The 17,549-nt window shown below is 58.5% G+C and carries 16 protein-coding genes; 3 read left to right on the forward strand and 13 right to left on the reverse strand.

Annotation, left to right across the window (positions count from 1 at the left end; genetic code table 11):
• Window positions 1–60: 60 nt before the first annotated feature.
• Entirely contained in the window at window positions 61–1,530 is a 1,470-nt protein-coding gene (locus FJ145_09520; GenBank protein ID MBM4261656.1) for an aldehyde dehydrogenase family protein, read from the forward strand.
• A 68-nt stretch (window positions 1,531–1,598) separates the two neighbouring features.
• Here FJ145_09520 and FJ145_09525 read toward each other — a convergent pair whose 3' ends face one another.
• The 11 genes from FJ145_09525 to pheA form a co-directional block, all read right to left on the reverse strand.
• On the reverse strand, window positions 1,599–3,188 hold the full coding sequence (locus tag FJ145_09525; protein ID MBM4261657.1) for a VWA domain-containing protein: 1,590 nt from the start codon (window positions 3,186–3,188) through the stop codon (window positions 1,599–1,601).
• A 28-nt stretch (window positions 3,189–3,216) separates the two neighbouring features.
• The gene (locus FJ145_09530; GenBank protein ID MBM4261658.1) at window positions 3,217–4,545 is read right to left on the reverse strand and encodes a magnesium chelatase; all 1,329 of its coding nucleotides are present in this window, start codon (window positions 4,543–4,545) and stop codon (window positions 3,217–3,219) included.
• 142 nt (window positions 4,546–4,687) lie between these two features.
• Window positions 4,688–5,179, reverse strand: coding sequence for an HIT domain-containing protein (locus FJ145_09535; GenBank protein ID MBM4261659.1), 492 nt, complete (start codon window positions 5,177–5,179; stop codon window positions 4,688–4,690).
• Window positions 5,176–5,496 (reverse strand): integration host factor subunit beta, encoded by a 321-nt coding sequence (locus FJ145_09540; protein ID MBM4261660.1) that lies wholly within the window; start codon window positions 5,494–5,496, stop codon window positions 5,176–5,178. The genes FJ145_09535 and FJ145_09540 overlap by 4 nt, the downstream gene beginning before the upstream one ends.
• Window positions 5,497–5,554: 58 nt before the next feature.
• Window positions 5,555–6,451, reverse strand: coding sequence for a signal peptide peptidase SppA (gene sppA / locus FJ145_09545; GenBank protein ID MBM4261661.1), 897 nt, complete (start codon window positions 6,449–6,451; stop codon window positions 5,555–5,557).
• 23 nt (window positions 6,452–6,474) lie between these two features.
• Window positions 6,475–8,214 (reverse strand): 30S ribosomal protein S1, encoded by a 1,740-nt coding sequence (locus tag FJ145_09550; protein ID MBM4261662.1) that lies wholly within the window; start codon window positions 8,212–8,214, stop codon window positions 6,475–6,477.
• A gap of 20 nt (window positions 8,215–8,234) precedes the next feature.
• Window positions 8,235–8,903, reverse strand: coding sequence for a (d)CMP kinase (locus tag FJ145_09555; GenBank protein MBM4261663.1), 669 nt, complete (start codon window positions 8,901–8,903; stop codon window positions 8,235–8,237).
• 41 nt (window positions 8,904–8,944) lie between these two features.
• Window positions 8,945–10,231, reverse strand: a complete 1,287-nt coding sequence (aroA, locus tag FJ145_09560; protein MBM4261664.1) for a 3-phosphoshikimate 1-carboxyvinyltransferase — start codon at window positions 10,229–10,231, stop codon at window positions 8,945–8,947.
• Window positions 10,232–11,095 carry a prephenate dehydrogenase/arogenate dehydrogenase family protein gene (locus FJ145_09565; GenBank protein MBM4261665.1) on the reverse strand — a complete coding sequence of 288 codons (864 nt, stop codon included), beginning with the start codon at window positions 11,093–11,095 and terminating at the stop codon, window positions 10,232–10,234.
• Between the two features lie 9 nt (window positions 11,096–11,104).
• The gene (locus tag FJ145_09570; GenBank protein ID MBM4261666.1) at window positions 11,105–12,202 is read right to left on the reverse strand and encodes a histidinol-phosphate transaminase; all 1,098 of its coding nucleotides are present in this window, start codon (window positions 12,200–12,202) and stop codon (window positions 11,105–11,107) included.
• Window positions 12,199–13,275, reverse strand: a complete 1,077-nt coding sequence (gene pheA / locus FJ145_09575) for a prephenate dehydratase (protein MBM4261667.1) — start codon at window positions 13,273–13,275, stop codon at window positions 12,199–12,201. The genes FJ145_09570 and pheA overlap by 4 nt, the downstream gene beginning before the upstream one ends.
• Before the next feature lie 90 nt (window positions 13,276–13,365).
• Between pheA and FJ145_09580 the strand changes: the two genes are divergently transcribed.
• The gene (locus FJ145_09580) at window positions 13,366–14,310 is read left to right on the forward strand and encodes an RluA family pseudouridine synthase (GenBank protein ID MBM4261668.1); all 945 of its coding nucleotides are present in this window, start codon (window positions 13,366–13,368) and stop codon (window positions 14,308–14,310) included.
• 58 nt (window positions 14,311–14,368) lie between these two features.
• Here FJ145_09580 and FJ145_09585 read toward each other — a convergent pair whose 3' ends face one another.
• Together FJ145_09585 and FJ145_09590 are read right to left on the reverse strand one after the other, a co-directional pair.
• Window positions 14,369–15,004, reverse strand: coding sequence for a methyltransferase (locus FJ145_09585; GenBank protein MBM4261669.1), 636 nt, complete (start codon window positions 15,002–15,004; stop codon window positions 14,369–14,371).
• Between the two features lie 100 nt (window positions 15,005–15,104).
• Window positions 15,105–15,854, reverse strand: coding sequence for an SDR family oxidoreductase (locus FJ145_09590; GenBank protein MBM4261670.1), 750 nt, complete (start codon window positions 15,852–15,854; stop codon window positions 15,105–15,107).
• Window positions 15,855–15,956: 102 nt separating this feature from the next.
• Here FJ145_09590 and FJ145_09595 point away from each other — a divergent pair, with 102 nt between their 5' ends.
• On the forward strand, window positions 15,957–17,207 hold the full coding sequence (locus FJ145_09595; GenBank protein ID MBM4261671.1) for a GTP-binding protein: 1,251 nt from the start codon (window positions 15,957–15,959) through the stop codon (window positions 17,205–17,207).
• Window positions 17,208–17,549: the final 342 nt, after the last annotated feature.

Genomic DNA, 17,549 nt, shown 5'->3' on the forward strand with positions numbered 1-17,549 from the left:
CTGGTGTTCTTTTATGCGCCCGTTGTATGATCGATAAAAAATTACCCGTGAGGAATTTCAATGAACACCGGCTCTTATATCGACGGCAAGTGGTTCCATCCTAAATCACCGCGCCTGGTGCGCAACTTAAATCCGGCCAATCCCGACGAAGTGATCGCCGAATTTCCGGCAGCGACCGTTGAGGACGTGCAGCGCGCCATCGACGTCGCGCAGGCGGCCTTTCGCAATTGGAAAAAAACTCCCGGCCCGGAGCGCGGCCGGGTGCTCTGGCGCGCCGCCGACATTGCGCGCCAGCGCGCCGACGAGATCGCCCGCGCGCTCACACGCGAAGAGGGCAAAGTCCTGAAAGAAGCCAAGGGCGAAGTGATGAAAGGCATCTCACTGTTGGAGTTCTACGCCGGCGAGGGCTTTCGCATGCACGGCAAGACGCTGCCTTCCGAAGCGCGCGATACTTTTACGTACACCGTGCGCCAGCCCTTGGGCGTCGTCGGCCTGATCGCGCCATGGAATTTTCCCTGGGCGATTCCGGTCTGGAAATCGGCGCCGGCGCTGGCCGCCGGCAACTGTGTCATCTTCAAGCCGGCGGAGCTGACGCCGGCGACGGCGACGCTGCTCACCGAGATCTACGCCGAAGCGGGCTTGCCGCCCGGCGTTTTCAACATGATCGTCGGCTCGGGCTCCGTCGTTGGTGAAGCGATGGTCCATTCGCCGGTGCTGCGGGCGATTTCGTTTACCGGCTCCAACGAGATCGGCGGCGGGCTCTACGTCAAAGCAGCGCAGCGCGGCGCCAAGGTCACCTGCGAGATGGGCGGCAAAAACGCGGTTATCGTTATGGCGGATGCGGACCTGGACAAAGCCGCCATCGCCATCCACGGCGGCGCCTTCGGCTCCACCGGCCAGCGCTGCACGGCGACTTCGCGCGTGATCGCCCATCCCGAGGTAAAAAATAGTCTGCTCGACCGCCTCGTCGCAGCCGCCGGCAAAATCAAAGTCGGCCCCGGTCTCGATGAGAGCGTCGATATGGGACCAGCCGTCGACGAGAAGCAGTGGCGCACCGATTTCGACTACATCAAAATCGGCCAGGAGGAAGGCGCCCAATTGGTTCTCGGCGGCAGAAAGCCGGAACATCTCGGCAAAGGCTACTTCGTCGAGCCGACGATTTTCGATAACGTCGCGCCGACCATGCGGATTTTCAAAGAAGAGATCTTCGGCCCGGTGCTGTCGGTGACCAGCGCGAAAACTCTCGACGAAGCGCTCACCTACGCCAACGGTGTCGAGTACGGTTTGACGACATCGATTTTCACCGAAAACATCGACACCATCATGCGCTTCGTCGACGAGGTCGAGACCGGCATGGTGCACGTCAACGAGCCGACCATCGGCGGCGAAGCGCAGCTCCCCTTCGGCGGCACCAAATCGACCGGCGTCGGCGAGCGCGAGATGGCGGAGGAAGGTCTCAACTTTTTTACAGAATTAAAAACTGTGTTTATCAACTACTCCGGCAAGGCGGAAAGATCGATGACGCGCTAAGCGCGCTGACGAGCCGCTGCGGCAGAGAATGATCGCCTTCTCATCAGCCGGGACGGTCAGTGGGCAAATTATACTTTCTTCTTCTGATGCGACAGATAGTCGACTAGCAGGTATTCGCCCAAGCGATCCGGCCGGGTGTAGAAGGCGCGGCCTTTGTTGATGCGCGTCAGGTCGTCGACGAAGCCACGCAAGACCGGGCTGTCGTCGAGCATAAACGTGTTAATGGTGATGCCTTTGCGGGTGATGCGCTCGGCTTCTTTTAAAGTTTCTTCGGCTGCCCGTTGGCTAATGCCGCCGAAGCTGAGCGGCCATTCGCAGTAGAGCCGGCCTTGGCGACAGTAAGCGGTCGGCTGGCCGTCGGTAATGACGATCATCTGCTGGTTTTGGCTCGGACGCCGCTCGAGCATTTGCGACGCCAGATGCAGGCCATCTTGTAAGTTGGTAAACGGGTCGCCCATGTTCCAAGTGGCCTGCGGCAAGTCCTTGGCTTTCAGCTCGACGGCGCGGGTAAAGAAACCGACGATGCCAAAATAGTCGCGCGGGTGGAGCGAGCGCACTAGGCTCTCCATAGCCAGGGCGACTTTTTTCGCCGCGGCAAAGCGCCCCTCCCAACTCATCGACCAACTCATGTCGAGCAGCAATACCGTCGCCGCCCGGGTGTTGTACTCGGTTTCGTAGACCGCGAAATCGCCCGGCCCGATGCGCACCGGCACGCCGCCGCCGCGCAACAGCGCGTTCTTGAGCGTCTGGATCATGTTGATATGGAGCGGCTCGCCCTGGACGTAGGGCTTGCTGGTTTCAATCAACAACTCTTGGCTGCCGCGGTTGCGCGTGTTGTGACGCCCCATGCCATCGCGCCGCAGCTGTTGATAAATATCGCGCAGCGCTAACTGGCCGACCCGGCGCACGCCTTTGGGCGTGAGCTCGAAGCGGTCGCCCCGCTCCATCACGTAGCCGCCCTCTTCGAGCAGCGACTGCATGCGCATGATGCCTTCAAAATCCTGCTTGGGGTCGCCGCCGAGAAGCTTTTCGAGCAATTCTTTGTCGACGTCTTTTAGCTGCATGCTGGAGAGCTGGCCTTCCAAACGGCGCAGCTCTTCCATGCGCTCCATCATTTCCTGCGACTGTTGGAAGTCCATCGGCGTTTGGCCGCGGAACAGACTGCCCTCGCGGCGCAGCCAATTTTCCAGCTTGCGAATCTGCTCCAGTTGCGCCAGCAGCTGCTGAAACTCTTTTTCCGAGTCGGGGTTTTCGAAGCTATAAGCAGTTAGTTTTTCGACGGCTTCGCTGGTTTTGCTCGGCAGGTCGTTTAAGAACTGCTTCTTCGACTGCATGTCCTGGCCGGACTGGTCGAGCTCTTCAAGCGTCTGCCGTTCCTGGTCGAGGGCGTGATCGAGCTGCTCCTGAACTTCGTCCATGGCGGACTGGAGCTTGTACTCGTCGTACATTTTGCGCATCTCTTTGGCGATCTGCGACAGCAAATCGTCGATGCCCTTGGTCTGCTTTTCTCCCCGCTTGATGCCTTTCTGCATCAGGCGGCGCATCGCTTGCTGCAGGTCGCCGGTGTCGTTCATGTTCTCGTTGAGCTGATCGAAGACCTCGTCGGAATTGAGCGAGTCGCGCTGTCGATCGTCCCAGCGGCTGTAGCGGATGTGCATGATAACGCCTTAAAAAACTCGGCGCGTTCTATTTGCCGTAGTGCGCCCGGCCGCCTTCCACTTCCTTGTTCAGTTTCTGGTGCAAATGCAGCCCTTCGAGAACAAACTCGGTGGCCGATGCCATCAGCGAAGGCGATTCCGGTATGCCCAGGGTGCGAATCGCCTCCTTCAGGCCCGGCACCTGCTTGATGTCCTCAAGATATTCCTGCGACGCCATGGTGTCTGACACCTCGATACCCCAGCCCTGGTTGAAATACTCGATGACTTTCTGCAGCGAATTGAGGCTCAAATATTGATCGAAGACTTTGACGATGGAACGGTTGAGCAGCTTTTCCACCAGCTCCTCTTCCTTGCGATCCTCGCCGGCATATTCCATCTCGATCTTGCCGTTGGTCGAAGCGAGCAGCGCGTGCAGATCGCTGACCCGCGGCACGATGTCGTTCTCTTTGCAGCGCAACGCGCGCTTCTCGGCGTTACTGATCAGGCTTTCGTAGTTATTGATGGTGACGCGCACGCTGACGCCGGAGGACTGGTTGATATCATTGGATTTGCGCGCCTCGAAGGTGAGATTGCCGATGATCTCCTTCATGAAACGCGGCACTTCGACCTTCTTGCTGCGGTCGTCCACGTTGGCCGCTTCCTGCTCCATGATCACCAACTCGTCTTCGACTTTTTTCGGGTAATGCGTCCGGATCTGCACGTCGAAGCGGTCCTTCAACGGCGTAATGATGCGGCCGCGGCTGGTGTAGTCTTCCGGGTTGGCGCTGGCGACGATGACGACGTCGAGGGGCAGGCGTATTTTGTAGCCTTTGATCTGCACGTCTTTTTCTTCCATCAAGTTGAACAGGCCGACCTGCACTTTTTCAGTCAGGTCAGGCAGCTCGTTGATGGCGAAGATGCCGCGGTTAGTGCGCGGCACCAAGCCGTAGTGAATCGTCTCCTCGTCGGCCAGGTAACGCCCTTCGGCGACCTTGATCGGATCGATCTCGCCGACCAGATCGGCGATCGACACGTCGGGGGTGGCAAGCTTTTCGCCGTAGCGCGTGTCGCGATCGATCCATTCGATGGGCAGCTTGTCCCCCATCTCTTCGGCCATCTTGCGGGCGGCGCGCGAGATCGGCTTGAACGGGTTATCGTTGACTTCGGAGCCTTTGACGATCGGAATGCGCTCGTCGAGCAGGCTGATCAACGTGCGGATGATGCGCGACTTGCCCTGGCCGCGCTCGCCGAGAAACACCATGTGATGGCCGGAGAGAATGGCGTTCTCGATATCCGGCACCACCGTGTCGTCGTAACCCACGATGCCCGGCAATATTCGTTCGCCTTTTTCCAAGCAACGCACCAGGTTCTTGCGCATTTCGTCGCGCACCGACAGCACCGCGATGCCGCTTTGTTTTAACTCACCTAAAATTTTTGGCTCGCTCACGGACCGGCCTCCTGTTTGAACGTTTGTTTGGATTGTCGATGGTGGGAAGTTTTGGACTTGCTTTTACTCTACCCTATCTCATAAAATTTTCGAAATAGGGCTTCAACCGATCGTAGTTTTCTAAAAGGTGCAGCGGCATCACCCGGGTCTCGCCCAGGACCGGCATAAAGTTAGTGTCCCCTTCCCAACGCGGCACGATATGCCAGTGCATGTGATCTTCGACGCCCGCGCCGGCGCATTTGCCGAGGTTCATGCCGAGGTTCATGCCGGTCGGATGAAAAACTTTGCGCACGATATCGGCGGCATGGCGCAGCGCCTCATTCATGTCATCATATTCCGCGGCTGGCAAGCCGGACAGTTGATTTTCGTGGCGCTTGGGCGCCACCAGCAAGTGGCCGTTGTTGTAGGGGTACTTATTGAGCATGACCACCGAATGCTCGGACAGTGCAACGACGAGAGCTTCCCTGAGATCCGCGGCGCGCGGCTTGGTGCAAAAAATACAACCGAGCTCTTTGGTTTCTTGCTCGATGTACGTCATGCGCCAGGGCGCCCAGAGCTGTTTCACTCCGACACCTCGTCGTCGCCGTCCTCGGGATCATAGGGCTTGCCGTCAACGCGCAGGCGCAGCTCCTTGCCGACCTTAAAAAACGGCACCCGTTTGGCAGCCACTGAAACCAGCGCACCGCTTTTGGGGTTGCGCCCTTGGCGTGCGCGCCGCTGTTTAACCACAAAACTGCCGAAGCCGCGAATCTCGATGCGATCGCCCTGCACCAGAGCGTCGACCATGGAATCGAAAATGGCGTTGATAATAACTTCCGAATCGCGGCGCGATAAAGGAGGAAAGCGTTTGTTTACCTCGTCGATCAAATCCCTTTTCGTCATTGCACCCCTCACAACACAATAGAAAACTCAAAAGCCAAACCGACTGGCAGGCCGCTCACTACAGGAACGACGGCGACCATTCATAGCGCAACCAACCGCGCTCCCGCCCCGGAAACGCTCTTCCAAACACCCCCATAAACATCCGCTCCCACCAACGTTCCTGCTCTGGGCGCGAATAGTAGACGCTCGGATGGGCGCCGACACCGCCGCGCTTAGCGGCAAGCTCAATGGCGTCTTCGAGGTTGCCTAATTGATCGACCAGACCCAGCTCTTTGGCCTGGGCGCCGGAGTAAATCCGGCCGTCGGCGAGCCGCCGGACCTGACCTTCATCGAGATTGCGTCCCTTGGCCACCGCGCTGACGAATTGGCTGTGCACGTTGTCGACCAGCGATTGCAGGATTTCGCGCCCCTCGACCGAGAGCGGCGCGAAGGGCGAACCGATATCTTTGTTGACGCCGCTTTTGATGTTGAGCCCCTTGACGCCGATCTTTTTCATCAGCTCTTCAACGTTATTGAGCTGCATGATCACGCCGATGGAGCCGGTCAGGCTGCCCGGGTTGGCGACAATTTTTTCGCACGCTGCGGCGATGTAGTAGCCGCCGGAGGCCGCGGTGCTCCCCAAGGAGGCGATCAACGGCTTGGCTTTTCTGGCTTTCAAAATTTCTTCAAAAATTTCCTGGGTCGGCGCCACCGCCCCACCCGGCGAATCGATGCGCACCACCACCGCCTTGATCCACGGCGCTTCTTTGAATCGCTTCAACTCGCGCAGCACTTCGTGGGAATCCTCGATGGCGCCTTGCACTTGCAGCACGCCAACACCGTCGCCGGAAAGCAGCGCGAGGGTGCGCGATTCGCCGCCGGTTAAATAGGCGTAAAAGAATGTCGCAGTGAAAACCACCAGGATAAAAACCGCGAGGATACCCAGCACTCTGAGGATCGGATGCTTAGACGCCATCGGTTAACGTGCCGGCAGAAGCCCTAACGCCCTTTGCGCCCCGGACCCTCTTCGTCCCGGTCCAGCCGCAGCTCATCATTGAGCAAGGTCTCGAAAGAGAAGCGGCCGCCTTCCTTTTCCCGCTTAAGATAGTTTTCCATCTCCTGGCGCTCTTCGGTGCGGCGCAGGGCGCGCACGCTGAGGGCGATTTTCCGCTCATGCAGATCGATATTCATGACCTCGGCTTCGACCTCGTCGCCGACTTTATATAACGTCGACGGCTTATCGACCCGCTCGGTGCTGAGCTGGGAGACATGGATCAACCCTTCGACGCCTTCCTCGATGCGCACAAAGACGCCGAAGTCGGGTACGCTGGTAACTTGCCCTTTGACCTTGGAGCCCGCCGGATAGCGGTCCGAAACCATTTTCCAGGGGTCCGGCGCCATCTGCTTGATGCCGAGCGAAAAACGCGCATTCTCGACGTTGATGCCCAGCACTTTGGCTTCGACGATGTCGCCTTTCTTGAACAGCTCGGAGGGGTGTTTGATTTTCTTGGTCCAATGCAAGTCGGAGATATGCACCAAGCCGTCGATGCCCTCTTCGATGCCGACGAAAATCCCGAAATCGGTGATGTTGCGCACCGGGCCTTTGATGACGGTGCCCACCGGGTATTTCTCCTTGGCTTCTTCCCACGGGTTGGCCATCACTTGCTTCAAGCCGAGCGAGATGCGCCGGTGATTGGGGTCGACGTTCAGCACCCCCACCTCGACGTTTTGGCCCACCTGCAAGAGCTTCGACGGATGGGCGACCTTTTTGGTCCAGGACATTTCTGAAACATGGATCAACCCTTCGATGCCGCTCTCCAATTCGACGAAGGCGCCGTAGTCCATCAAGCTGATGACTTTGCCCTGGATGCGCGTGCCCACCGGATATTTTTCCGCCACGGTGTGCCAAGGATCGAGGGTGAGCTGCTTCATGCCGAGCGAGATGCGTTCTTTTTCCGAGTCGAACTTGAGCACCACGACTTTGATCTTCTCGCCCACCTGGACGATCTCAGACGGATGATTGATGCGGCCCCAGGACATGTCGCTGATGTGCAGGATGCCGTCGATGCCGCCCAAGTCGACAAAGGCGCCGTAGCCGGTGATGTTCTTCACCGTGCCTTCGAGAATCACGCCCTCTTCGAGCACTTTGAGGATTTCGTGTTTGAGCGAGTCGCGCTCCTTTTCGAGCAGGGCGCGGCGCGACACCACGACGTTGCCGCGCGGCCGGTTGAACTTCACCACCGCGAACCGGTCGGTGGTGCCGATGAACTTATCGAGGTTGCGGTTGGGACGAATGTCGACATGTGACCCCGGCAGGAAGGCCGGCACGCCGACGTCGACCTTGAAACCACCCTTGACCTTACCGACGATGTGCCCTTCGATACCGCGCCCCTCGTTAAACGCCTTTTCGATGTCTTCCCAAATCTTCATGCTCTCGGCGCGCTGGCGCGACAGCACAATGCCGCCGTTCTCGGCCTCCGACGAATCGAAATAGACGTCGACTTCGTCGCCGACATGGGTTTGCACGTTGCCCTGGCGATCGCTGAACTCCTGAATGGGGATTGGCCCCTCGGACTTGTAACCGACGTCGATCAGGACGTGGGTGGAGGTGATGCCCACCACGCGGCCTTTGACCACCCCGCCGGGCTTAACCGTGCGCAAGCTTTCCTCAAAGAGTGCTTCAAACTCGTTGGCGCCGCCTGCAGTCGCGCCGGTATTGTCTTCTTGCTTTTCAGCCATGAACCAGAACTCCGATCTTGTTAGTTTGCTAGTGCCTTGTGTTGTATTGCCGCAACTACCTGACGAGCCACGCTGTCGGCATCGAGCGATGATGAATCGATGGCGAGAGCGTCGTCAGCCCGCCGCAGCGGTGCGATGTCGCGTTCAGTGTCGCGCCGGTCGCGCTCTTCCATTTCGGCCAGAGTGTCGGAAAAACTCACCGAGCGCCCGGCCTTTTGCAGCTCCTCGAAGCGCCGGCGCGCGCGCTCGCGCAGCGAGGCGTCGAGAAAGATTTTCACCTCGGCTTCGGGAAATACCACCGTGCCGACGTCGCGGCCCTCGGCCACCACGTTGCCGCGCATGCCCAATGCACGCTGCAACTCAAGCATGCGCTGGCGGACAATTTTTAACGCCGATGCTTTGGAAGCCATCTGACTGACTTCGGGAGTGCGAATCAGCCCTGAAACCTCTTCGCCATCCAGGTACACTTCGAGCCGGCCGTCCCGTTCGGCCAAATCGATGGAGGAATCCGCCACCAGTTGGGTCATGGCCCCATCATCCGCCAAATCCACACCTCGACGCAACACTTGCAATGCCAGAGCGCGATACATGGCGCCGGTGTCGAGATAGATAAACCCCAACTCCCTGGCTAATCGCTTTGCCAACGTGCTCTTGCCCGCCCCTGAAGGACCGTCGATTGCGACAATCAAGCTCGCACCTTTTCCGCAGGGACTATCCTCTGTATCTCGGTTTATTGCAAACAAATCTGCCCCAGCAAATCGAAAAATGTCGGAAACGAAATATCGGCGCAGGCGGCATCGTCGATCGCCACCGCGTCTTGCGCAACCAAAGCGGCGATGGCGAAAGACATCGCCACGCGATGGTCGGCAAAGCTGCGCACCGCGCCGCCGCGCACCGATTCCGCGCCATGTATGGTCATGGCATCTTCGCGTTCATCGACTTGCACGCCCAGCCGGCGCAGCCCCTCGGTCATGGCGGCAATGCGATCCGATTCCTTGTAGCGCAGCTCATGAATATCCGAGAACGTCGTCTTGCCCCTGGCCAGCGCGGCGGCGATGGCGAGTATCGGATATTCATCGATGGTGCGCGCGACATAGTCGGCACCGACGTCGATGCCGTGCAGCGCGCTGCCGATCACGCGCAGATCGGCGACCGCTTCGCCGGCGGCGCTGCGGACGTTTTGCTTTTCGACTTTTGCGCCCATCTGCTGCAAGAGCTCCAGCACACCGTCGCGGGTCGGATTACAGCCGACGTTGGTAATCGTCACATCGGAGCCCGGCACCAAAGCAGCGGCGACGAGAAAAAACGCCGCCGAAGAGATATCGCCGGGGATGCGCACCTCCTGGCCCGTCAACTCTTGCCCACCAGCCAAAGTAATGACCTTGCCCTCGACGCCTAGCTGCGCGCCAAAACCGCGCAGCATGACTTCGGTGTGATCGCGCGAGCGCAGCGGCTCCTGCACGACGGTGGTCCCGGCGGCTTGCAGCGCCGCCAGCAAAAGCGCCGACTTTACCTGCGCGCTGGCGATCGGCATAGGATATTCGATGCCGCGCAGGCCGCCGCCGTCGATCTCCAGCGGCGCCAGACCGTTAGCGGTCTTGCTGCGAATCTTCGCACCCATGCGCGATAGTGGATCGATCACCCGCTGCATCGGCCGTTGGCGCAACGAGCCGTCGCCGTCCAGTTCGCTGTGAAAGGGCCGCCCGGCCAGCAGGCCCGACATGAGCCGCATGGTCGTGCCGGAGTTGCCGCAGTCGATCGCCGCCGCAGGCGGGCGCAGGCCGCCCCAGCCTTTGCCTTCGATGACTAGCGCTTCACCTTGCCGCTCGATCGCCACACCCATCCGGCGAAACGCCTTGACCGTGCGCGAGTTGTCGTCGCCGCCGGACAGATTGAAAACCCGCGTCGCGCCCTTGGCGATGCTGCCCAAGATTACCGCGCGGTGGGCGATGGACTTATCGCCCGGCACTGTGATCGTGCCGCGCAGCGGTTTCTTGATTGGCTCGATGCGCTTCATTTAGCCAATACTTTCCCGCACTGTTTGCGCCCGGGCGAAAACCTTCTCCAGGACTGCGCCTCTGCCACCATCGATGGCACGCTTCAACTTTTCCAAGTTGCGAATGTAATTGCCCAAGGACTGTGACACCGCCTTGCGATTCGACAAACAGATGTCGCGCCACAGCTCGGGCCGGCTGCCGGCGATGCGCGTGATGTCTTTGAAGCCGCCAGCGCAATAGGTTTTTAGATCGATGCCATCGATCTTGGTCTGGTCAAGGGCGTTCACCAAAGCGTAGGCGACCACATGGGGCAAGTGGCTGACAATCCCCAAAACCTTGTCGTGCTGCACCGCGTCCATGGTTTGCACTTTAGCACCGACGCGGCGCCATAGAAGCTCCATTTTTTTTAAAGCCGCAGGATCGGTGCGGCGCGTCGGCGTTAGAATACAACGCTTATTGACGTAGAGATCGGCGCGCGCCGCCTGGGCACCCCACTGCTCGCTGCCGGCGATCGGATGGGCGCCAACAAAGTGAATGTCCGGCGGCAGAATCTTTTCCATGCCGCGCACGATCTCCGCCTTGACGCTGCCGACGTCGCTGACGATGCATCCTGGCTGCAATCTCGGCAGAAACGCTTCGGTCAACGGCACGATGGTTTGCACCGGCGTACCGAGCATTAGGAAATCGGTATCGGTCGGAATCTCCGCCTCACGCAGAAAATAGCTGTCGATCAAACGCGCCTTCTTGGCGACCTTGAGATTCTCTTCGGTGCGGCCGTAGCCGACGACTTGTTTGACCAATTTGCGCCGGCGCATATCCAGCGCCAGCGAGCCGCCGATCAGCCCGACCCCCGCCACGACCATTTTGCGAAACATGACAGCCAACGAAAACTCCTAGCTCGCCTTGATAATCTGCGCCAATGCGTCAATAAACTTGCGATTCTCTACTTCGGTGCCGACGGTAACGCGCACATGTTCAGGAAATTTGTAGCCGCCCATGGGCCGCACAATCACACCGCGCTTGAGCAGCGCGGTGAAAACCTCTTGGCCCTTGCCGACCCGCACCAGCACAAAGTTGCCATGGCTCGGCACATAATCGAGACCGAGCCGCTTGAATTCACCCGCCAAAAACTGCAACCCCTTGGCGTTTACTTCGAGACTGCGCTGCACATGCTCGCCGTCATCCAACGCCGCTAAGGCGGCCCACTGCGCCACCGCGTTGACATTGAAGGGCTGGCGCACCCGCTGCATCATGGCGATAATTTCTTTGGGCGCCACGCCGTAGCCAACCCGCAGACCCGCAAGGCCGTAGAGCTTAGAGAAAGTTCGCAGCGTCAGGATCGCCCGCCCGGCTTCGTGATAGCGCAGCGAGTCGGGATACTCCGAATCTTGGACATATTCAAAATAGGCTTCATCGACGATCAACAAAATGTCCGGCGAAACTCTTTTCAGAAACGCTTCCCACTCGGTGCGGCGAACAATCGTCCCGGTGGGATTGTTCGGATTGGCCAGAAACACAATTCGAGTGTTAGCTGTGATCGCATCGGCAATGCCTGCTAAATCGTGGGTGAAATTCTTCAGCGGCACCTGTTTGCTCTTGCCGCCCACCGCTTGCACGATGAGCTGATAGACCACGAACGCCTGTGCCGCCATCACCGCTTCGTCGCCGGCGCGTAGAAAGGTCCGCACCGCCAGCTCGATGATCTCATTGGAGCCGTTGCCGAACATCAACGTCTCCGGTGCAACCCCGAGTTTCCGCGCCAAGCCCTGCTTCAAATAGAAACAATCTCCGTCGGGATAAAGATGCAGTTGCTCGAGCTTGGCGCGCATAGCGGCTAGAGCTTTGGGCGAAGGGCCCAAGGGATTTTCGTTGGACGCCAGCTTAACCGAGTGGGCAATGCCGTATTCGCGCTCGACCTCTTCGATCGGCTTGCCGGGCTCGTAGGGAATCAACGAGCGGATGTATTCGGGTACTTGTTCGATGATCTTCATACACCGCTCGGATAGGAACCTAAGATTTTCAAGAACGTGCAGTTTTTTTCCAACGTCGCGATCGCGCGCTTCACCGTTCCCTGCTCGCGATGGCCGCGCATGTCGAGGAAGAACATATATTCCCAAGGTTTGTTCTTGAGCGGCCGCGATTCGATCTTGCTCAGATTGATGCGGCTTTTGGCGAAGGGCTGAAGCATGCGATAGAGCACCCCCGGCTTGTCCTTCACCGAAAAGACCAGCGAAGTCTTGTCGTCGCGGCTCGGGCTCGTCTGCATTTTGCCGATGACGAGAAAGCGCGTGATGTTGTTGCTGCGGTCCTCGATATTGGCCGCCACCGCTTTCAGATCGTAGACTTCCTTCGCCATCGCGCTAGCGACCGCAGCCACCGCGCCGTCCTGCGCCGCCGTTTGCGCGGCGTGCGCCGTGCTGGCAACTTCTTCCACCGCAACGTTGGGAAAACGGCTGGTCAACCAACCGCGGCATTGCGCCAGCGCCTGCGGATGGGACAGAATCCGCCGCACGTCTTCGGCGCGGCCGCTCTTTGACAGCAGATTGTGGTGAATGTCGAGAAAAATCTCGGCGCAGATCTGCAGCTCGGAATCGACCAAGCAATCGAGCGTGTGCGCGACCACACCTTCGGTGGAATTTTCGATCGGCACCACGCCAAAAGCGGTGCGTCCCTGGGTCACTTCCTGAAACACCTGCGGTATGCTCGCCGTCGGCAACAACGTCGTCGAAGCACCGAACTTCTCCCGCGCGGCCAAATGGCTGTAGGTCGCCTCGGCACCGAAAAATGCCACTTTCATCGGCGCTTCGAGGGAGCGGCAGCCGGAAACGATTTCGCGAAAGACGGAACGAATGGCGGTGGCAGAGAGCGGGCCGCGGCTCAACTCGGCGGCGTGTTGTAAGACTTCTTGTTCGCGATGAGGAACGTAGACAGGAGCGTTGCTTAAACTCTTGGTCTGACCAATCCTGCGGGCCAGGCTGGCCCGGTCGTTTAGCAGGGCGACTATCTTTCCATCAATCTGATCGATCTTTTTTCGAAGGGCATCGACCGACTCATTACGGCTCAATGACAACCTCACCAAGGCACACCGCAAGATGTGCCCACAAACTAGTACGCTGCGGCCGTAACTTATCTTAATCCCTAAAGAATTGCAAATATGGCCAAACTTTCCCTTGCCCCCAATGGGGCCACCAGCTATGACTTTAGTGCGATGCGCCAAATCGAGATCACGCCCGCCGACAACGGCAAGAAACTAGAGAATTTTCTCAAGAAAGAATTTCCCATCGGTTACGTCAGAAAATTGTTTCGCAAAAACGCTGTCCGCGTCAATGGTCAAAGAGTCAGGCCGAATTGCCTAGTCCGCTCAGGCGACAGCGTGCAACTCTACATTCAGTTCGAAGCCCAGACCAAATCCGGCCGCTCCGTTGCAGTGAAAACGCCACTGCCGATCGTCTTCGAAGACAACGAGATTCTCATCATCGACAAGCCTGCCGGGCTGGCGGTGCACGAAGCGAGCGGTATCCAGCGCCGCGACACCGTGATCGGCATCTTGGAAGCGCAATATCGCGCGCAGCCTATGCGACCGCGGCTGGTGCACCGCATCGATCAAGATACTTCCGGGCTATTGCTAGTAGCCAAAAATGACCAATCCAAAGAGACCCTTGAAGGACTCTTCGAGACGAAGAGAGTTGAGAAAATCTATATCGCGCTGGTGTCCGGTCGGCTGCCACAGCCCTCGGGAACCATCGACTTCCCGCTGCCGGGCCGCGACGACCAGCCGGTGCATGCGGTCACCCATTACAAGACAATTCAAAAATTCGCTGAAACGACACTGGTGGAAGCTCGGATCGACACCGGCAGAATGCATCAGATTCGCCTCCACTTCGCCAAGCTGGGCTATCCGGTGGTCATGGACGAGCGCCACGGCGACTTCGCCTTCAACCGCCGATTTCGCAAAGACTATGGTTTGAAGCGCCAGTTCCTGCACGCGGCGAATTTGTCGCTGGCTTATGGCGGAAAGAAAAAGAATTGGCACGCTTCGCTGCCGGAAGACTTAACCGATGTGCTGACGCAGCTATCCAAGGAAAACCGGGCGCGCTGAATCGCGCCCTTACCGCAGATTTCCGCAACGGCTGGAACAGCTGGAACGAGTTAACCCGTTAGACTTTGTACACCAGCATCAAGCCGTCGCGCACGGGCAATAAGACATTCTCCACCCGCGCATCGTCGCGAATCTTTTTATTCAGTGCATTGACTTCAGCCACCCCCGGATCTCTGGGGTCGAGGACCTTGCCGCTTTGGACCATGTTGTCGATGACGATCAAGCCGCGCGGCCGCACCAAGTCGACACAGGCATCGTAGTAGGCGCCGTAGTTCTCGCGATCGGCGTTAATGTGGCAGATGTCGAAAGGCCCGGTGACAACCTTGAGGAAGGTGAGCGCCGGCAGCAGTTTCAGTTGAATCTTCTCGCCGTGCTGGGTTTCGGCGAAATAGTGCTTGGCAAAGTCGGTGGTCTCGCGATTGGTATCGCAGGCGATCACCGTGCCGCCGCGCGGCAGCGCTTCGGCAAATGCCAGCGCGCTGAAACCCGTGAACAGCCCGAGCTGCATGATGCGCCGCGCGCCGGTCATTAGCACGAGCATCTTGAGAAACTCGGCTTCCAAGGCCCAGCCCATCATCTTCGTGCTGTGCCCCATATTGAAGGTTTCAAGCCAGAGTTTTTCCAAGGAGCTTGAGAGTGGCTTGCTGTAACGCTCAACGTAGTCTTCGATGCCTAAAGGTCGGAGCTCGATCATTGCCTCTTCCTACACCAATTACCGCGCAAGGGTTGCAAGCATCCGTTTTACCGAAACATTCGTTTCCGATTTTTTCCCGTTGCCAATTTTTCGGTCCTGCCTACGGTCCCATCAAGCGCTGTCCGCCGTCCACCGGCAGGATGGCGGCAGTGACGAACGAGGCCTCATCCGATGCCAGATAAACCGCGGCGTACGCAACATCCTCCGGCTCGCCGATGCGGCCCAGCGGCACGCGGGTTTTGTAGCGCGCCAGCTTCTCCGGCGTCGACGTATCCACCATCGGCGTGCGCGTCGGGCCGGGACAGATGCAGTTCACTCTAATCTTGTCCTTGGCGTGGTCGCCGGCCATCGCTTCAGTCAATCGCACCAAGCCCCCTTTTGATGCACAGTAGGCGGCGCGCCCCGCCTGGCCAAGCATGCCCGAGCGCGCCGCGATATGGAGGATCACCCCGCCGCCACGCTGCTGCATATACGGAATGGCGATGCGCGAGGTGACAAACGCGCCTTTCAAATTGGCATCGAGGGTTCGGTCCCAATCGTCTTCGGTAATGTCGGTGATGCTGCCGTTGGTGCGCACGCCGGCGCTGTTGACGAGAATGTCTAGACCGCCAAATCGCTGCGCGGTTTCGTCGATAAACGATTGCATTTGTTTGTAATTGCCCACGTTGCCAGCCCGGAAGAAGGCTTTGCCGCCGGCGCGTTCGATCAGCGCCACGGTTTCCAGCCCCTTCGATTCGGTCGTCGAAGTGCCACCTACGGCGGCGCCCTCTTTGGCAAACATCAGCGCGATCGCCTGACCCAGACCTGAACCAAAACCGGTGACGAAAGCGACTTTGCCTTTGAGTTTCATGCCGCCGAACCTCCGTTGGAAGACCTTGATATACAATCGTATCAAAGTTGACTCAACCGAAAGGCGTTGTTATTTTTTCGGCAACTAGGAGAAAAACATTCTATGGCTGAAGACCAACGTGTACCTGTAACCGTGCTGACCGGGTTTCTTGGCGCCGGCAAGACAACTCTGCTCAACCGCATCCTCACGGCTGACCACGGGCGGCGCGTCGCCGTGATCGTCAACGAGTTTGGCGAGGTCGGCATCGACCACCATCTTTTGATTTCTTCTGATCAGGAAGTCGTCGAAATGAGCAACGGCTGCATCTGCTGCAGCGTGCGCGGCGATTTACTGAAAAGCCTCTTTCAGCTCTTGGAGCACCGGGAGAAGTTCGACACGCTGATGATCGAAACCACCGGTCTCGCCGACCCGGCGCCGGTGGTGCAAAGCTTTTTTGTCGACGACCAGATCAAGAGCGAATATGCGCTCAACGGCGTCGTCACGGTGGTGGACGCCAAGCATATTTTTCAGCAGCTCGGCACCAACCCTGAGGCCAAGGAACAGATCGCCTTCGCCGACATGGTGCTGCTCAACAAGATCGATCTCATCAACCCCGAAGATCTGCCGGAATTAGAATTCAAACTGCGCAACTTAAACGGCGCGGCGCGCGTCTGCCAGACGCGCAATTCCGACATCGACATCAACTTGGTGCTCGATCTGCGCGCCCTGGACCTGGAGATCAAAGCCGCCAAGCACGACCACCATCACGCCCACACCGAAGACATCGAAACCGTCGCCATCGAGGTGCCGGGCGATTTAGACGGCGTCAAAATCAGCCAATGGTTCCGCGAGCTGCTCGCCGAATTCGGCGAGCGCATCATGCGCATGAAGGGCATTTTGAATCTGCGCAAAGACCCCGATCAGTTCGTTTTCCAAGGCGTGCATTTGCTTTTTGAAGGCCGCCCAGGGAGAGCGTGGGCCGAAACCGAAGACCGCGTGAACCGCCTGGTCTTCATCGGCCGCGACCTCGACAAAGAAAAAATCACCAAGGGTTTCATGGATTGCATCACCAACGACGGCGAATACGCCTCGGCGGACGACGTCGACCCATACGGCAAGAAACAAGATGTCTCGAAGTTTACCCTCGATCAGATTCGCTATTGGGTGCAGACGATCCTCACCTTCCCACCCGACGCCCCCATCGTCGTCAAAGAAGTCCCCTGCGTGAAGGCCGGCTGCCCGCCGGTGGAAACCGCGCTGATGGTGTTTCTGAAAAACGAGCCGCCCAAGACTTTCAAAATCCTGGCGCGCATCAACGACGTGACTTTCGATCATGTTTATAACTTGATCGAAAATCCGCTGCCGTGCTGTTAGTCAATAAACGCCGACGGCGGTGGCGCTAACAATCCCGCGGGATCTAACGCGTGTCCAGTGCTTTTCAAATATGCGCTCATCGCGTTCTCTGCGTCCTTGTTGTGCCAACGATCCAAATTTGGTCGTTTTCCGGCACGTGTTCGTACCCAAAGCGTTTCCGGCCTCCAGACGGGGTCCGAGTTGGCCAATGTGACAAACTATAGTTCAACTCCTCCACCGTGCGTACCCCTGCGACTTAGTCAACTAAATCACGTCCGTCCCGGATCGGTGCCCCGGATTTGCGCCCCGGCGTCGGACAGTGAGCCTCCGTTCGGCGAATTCCCGGGCTGCACGACAAACGCA

The sequence above is a fragment of the Deltaproteobacteria bacterium genome, from assembly GCA_016874755.1.
In the GTDB taxonomy this organism is placed as follows: domain Bacteria; phylum Desulfobacterota; class Binatia; order UBA9968; family UBA9968; genus DP-20.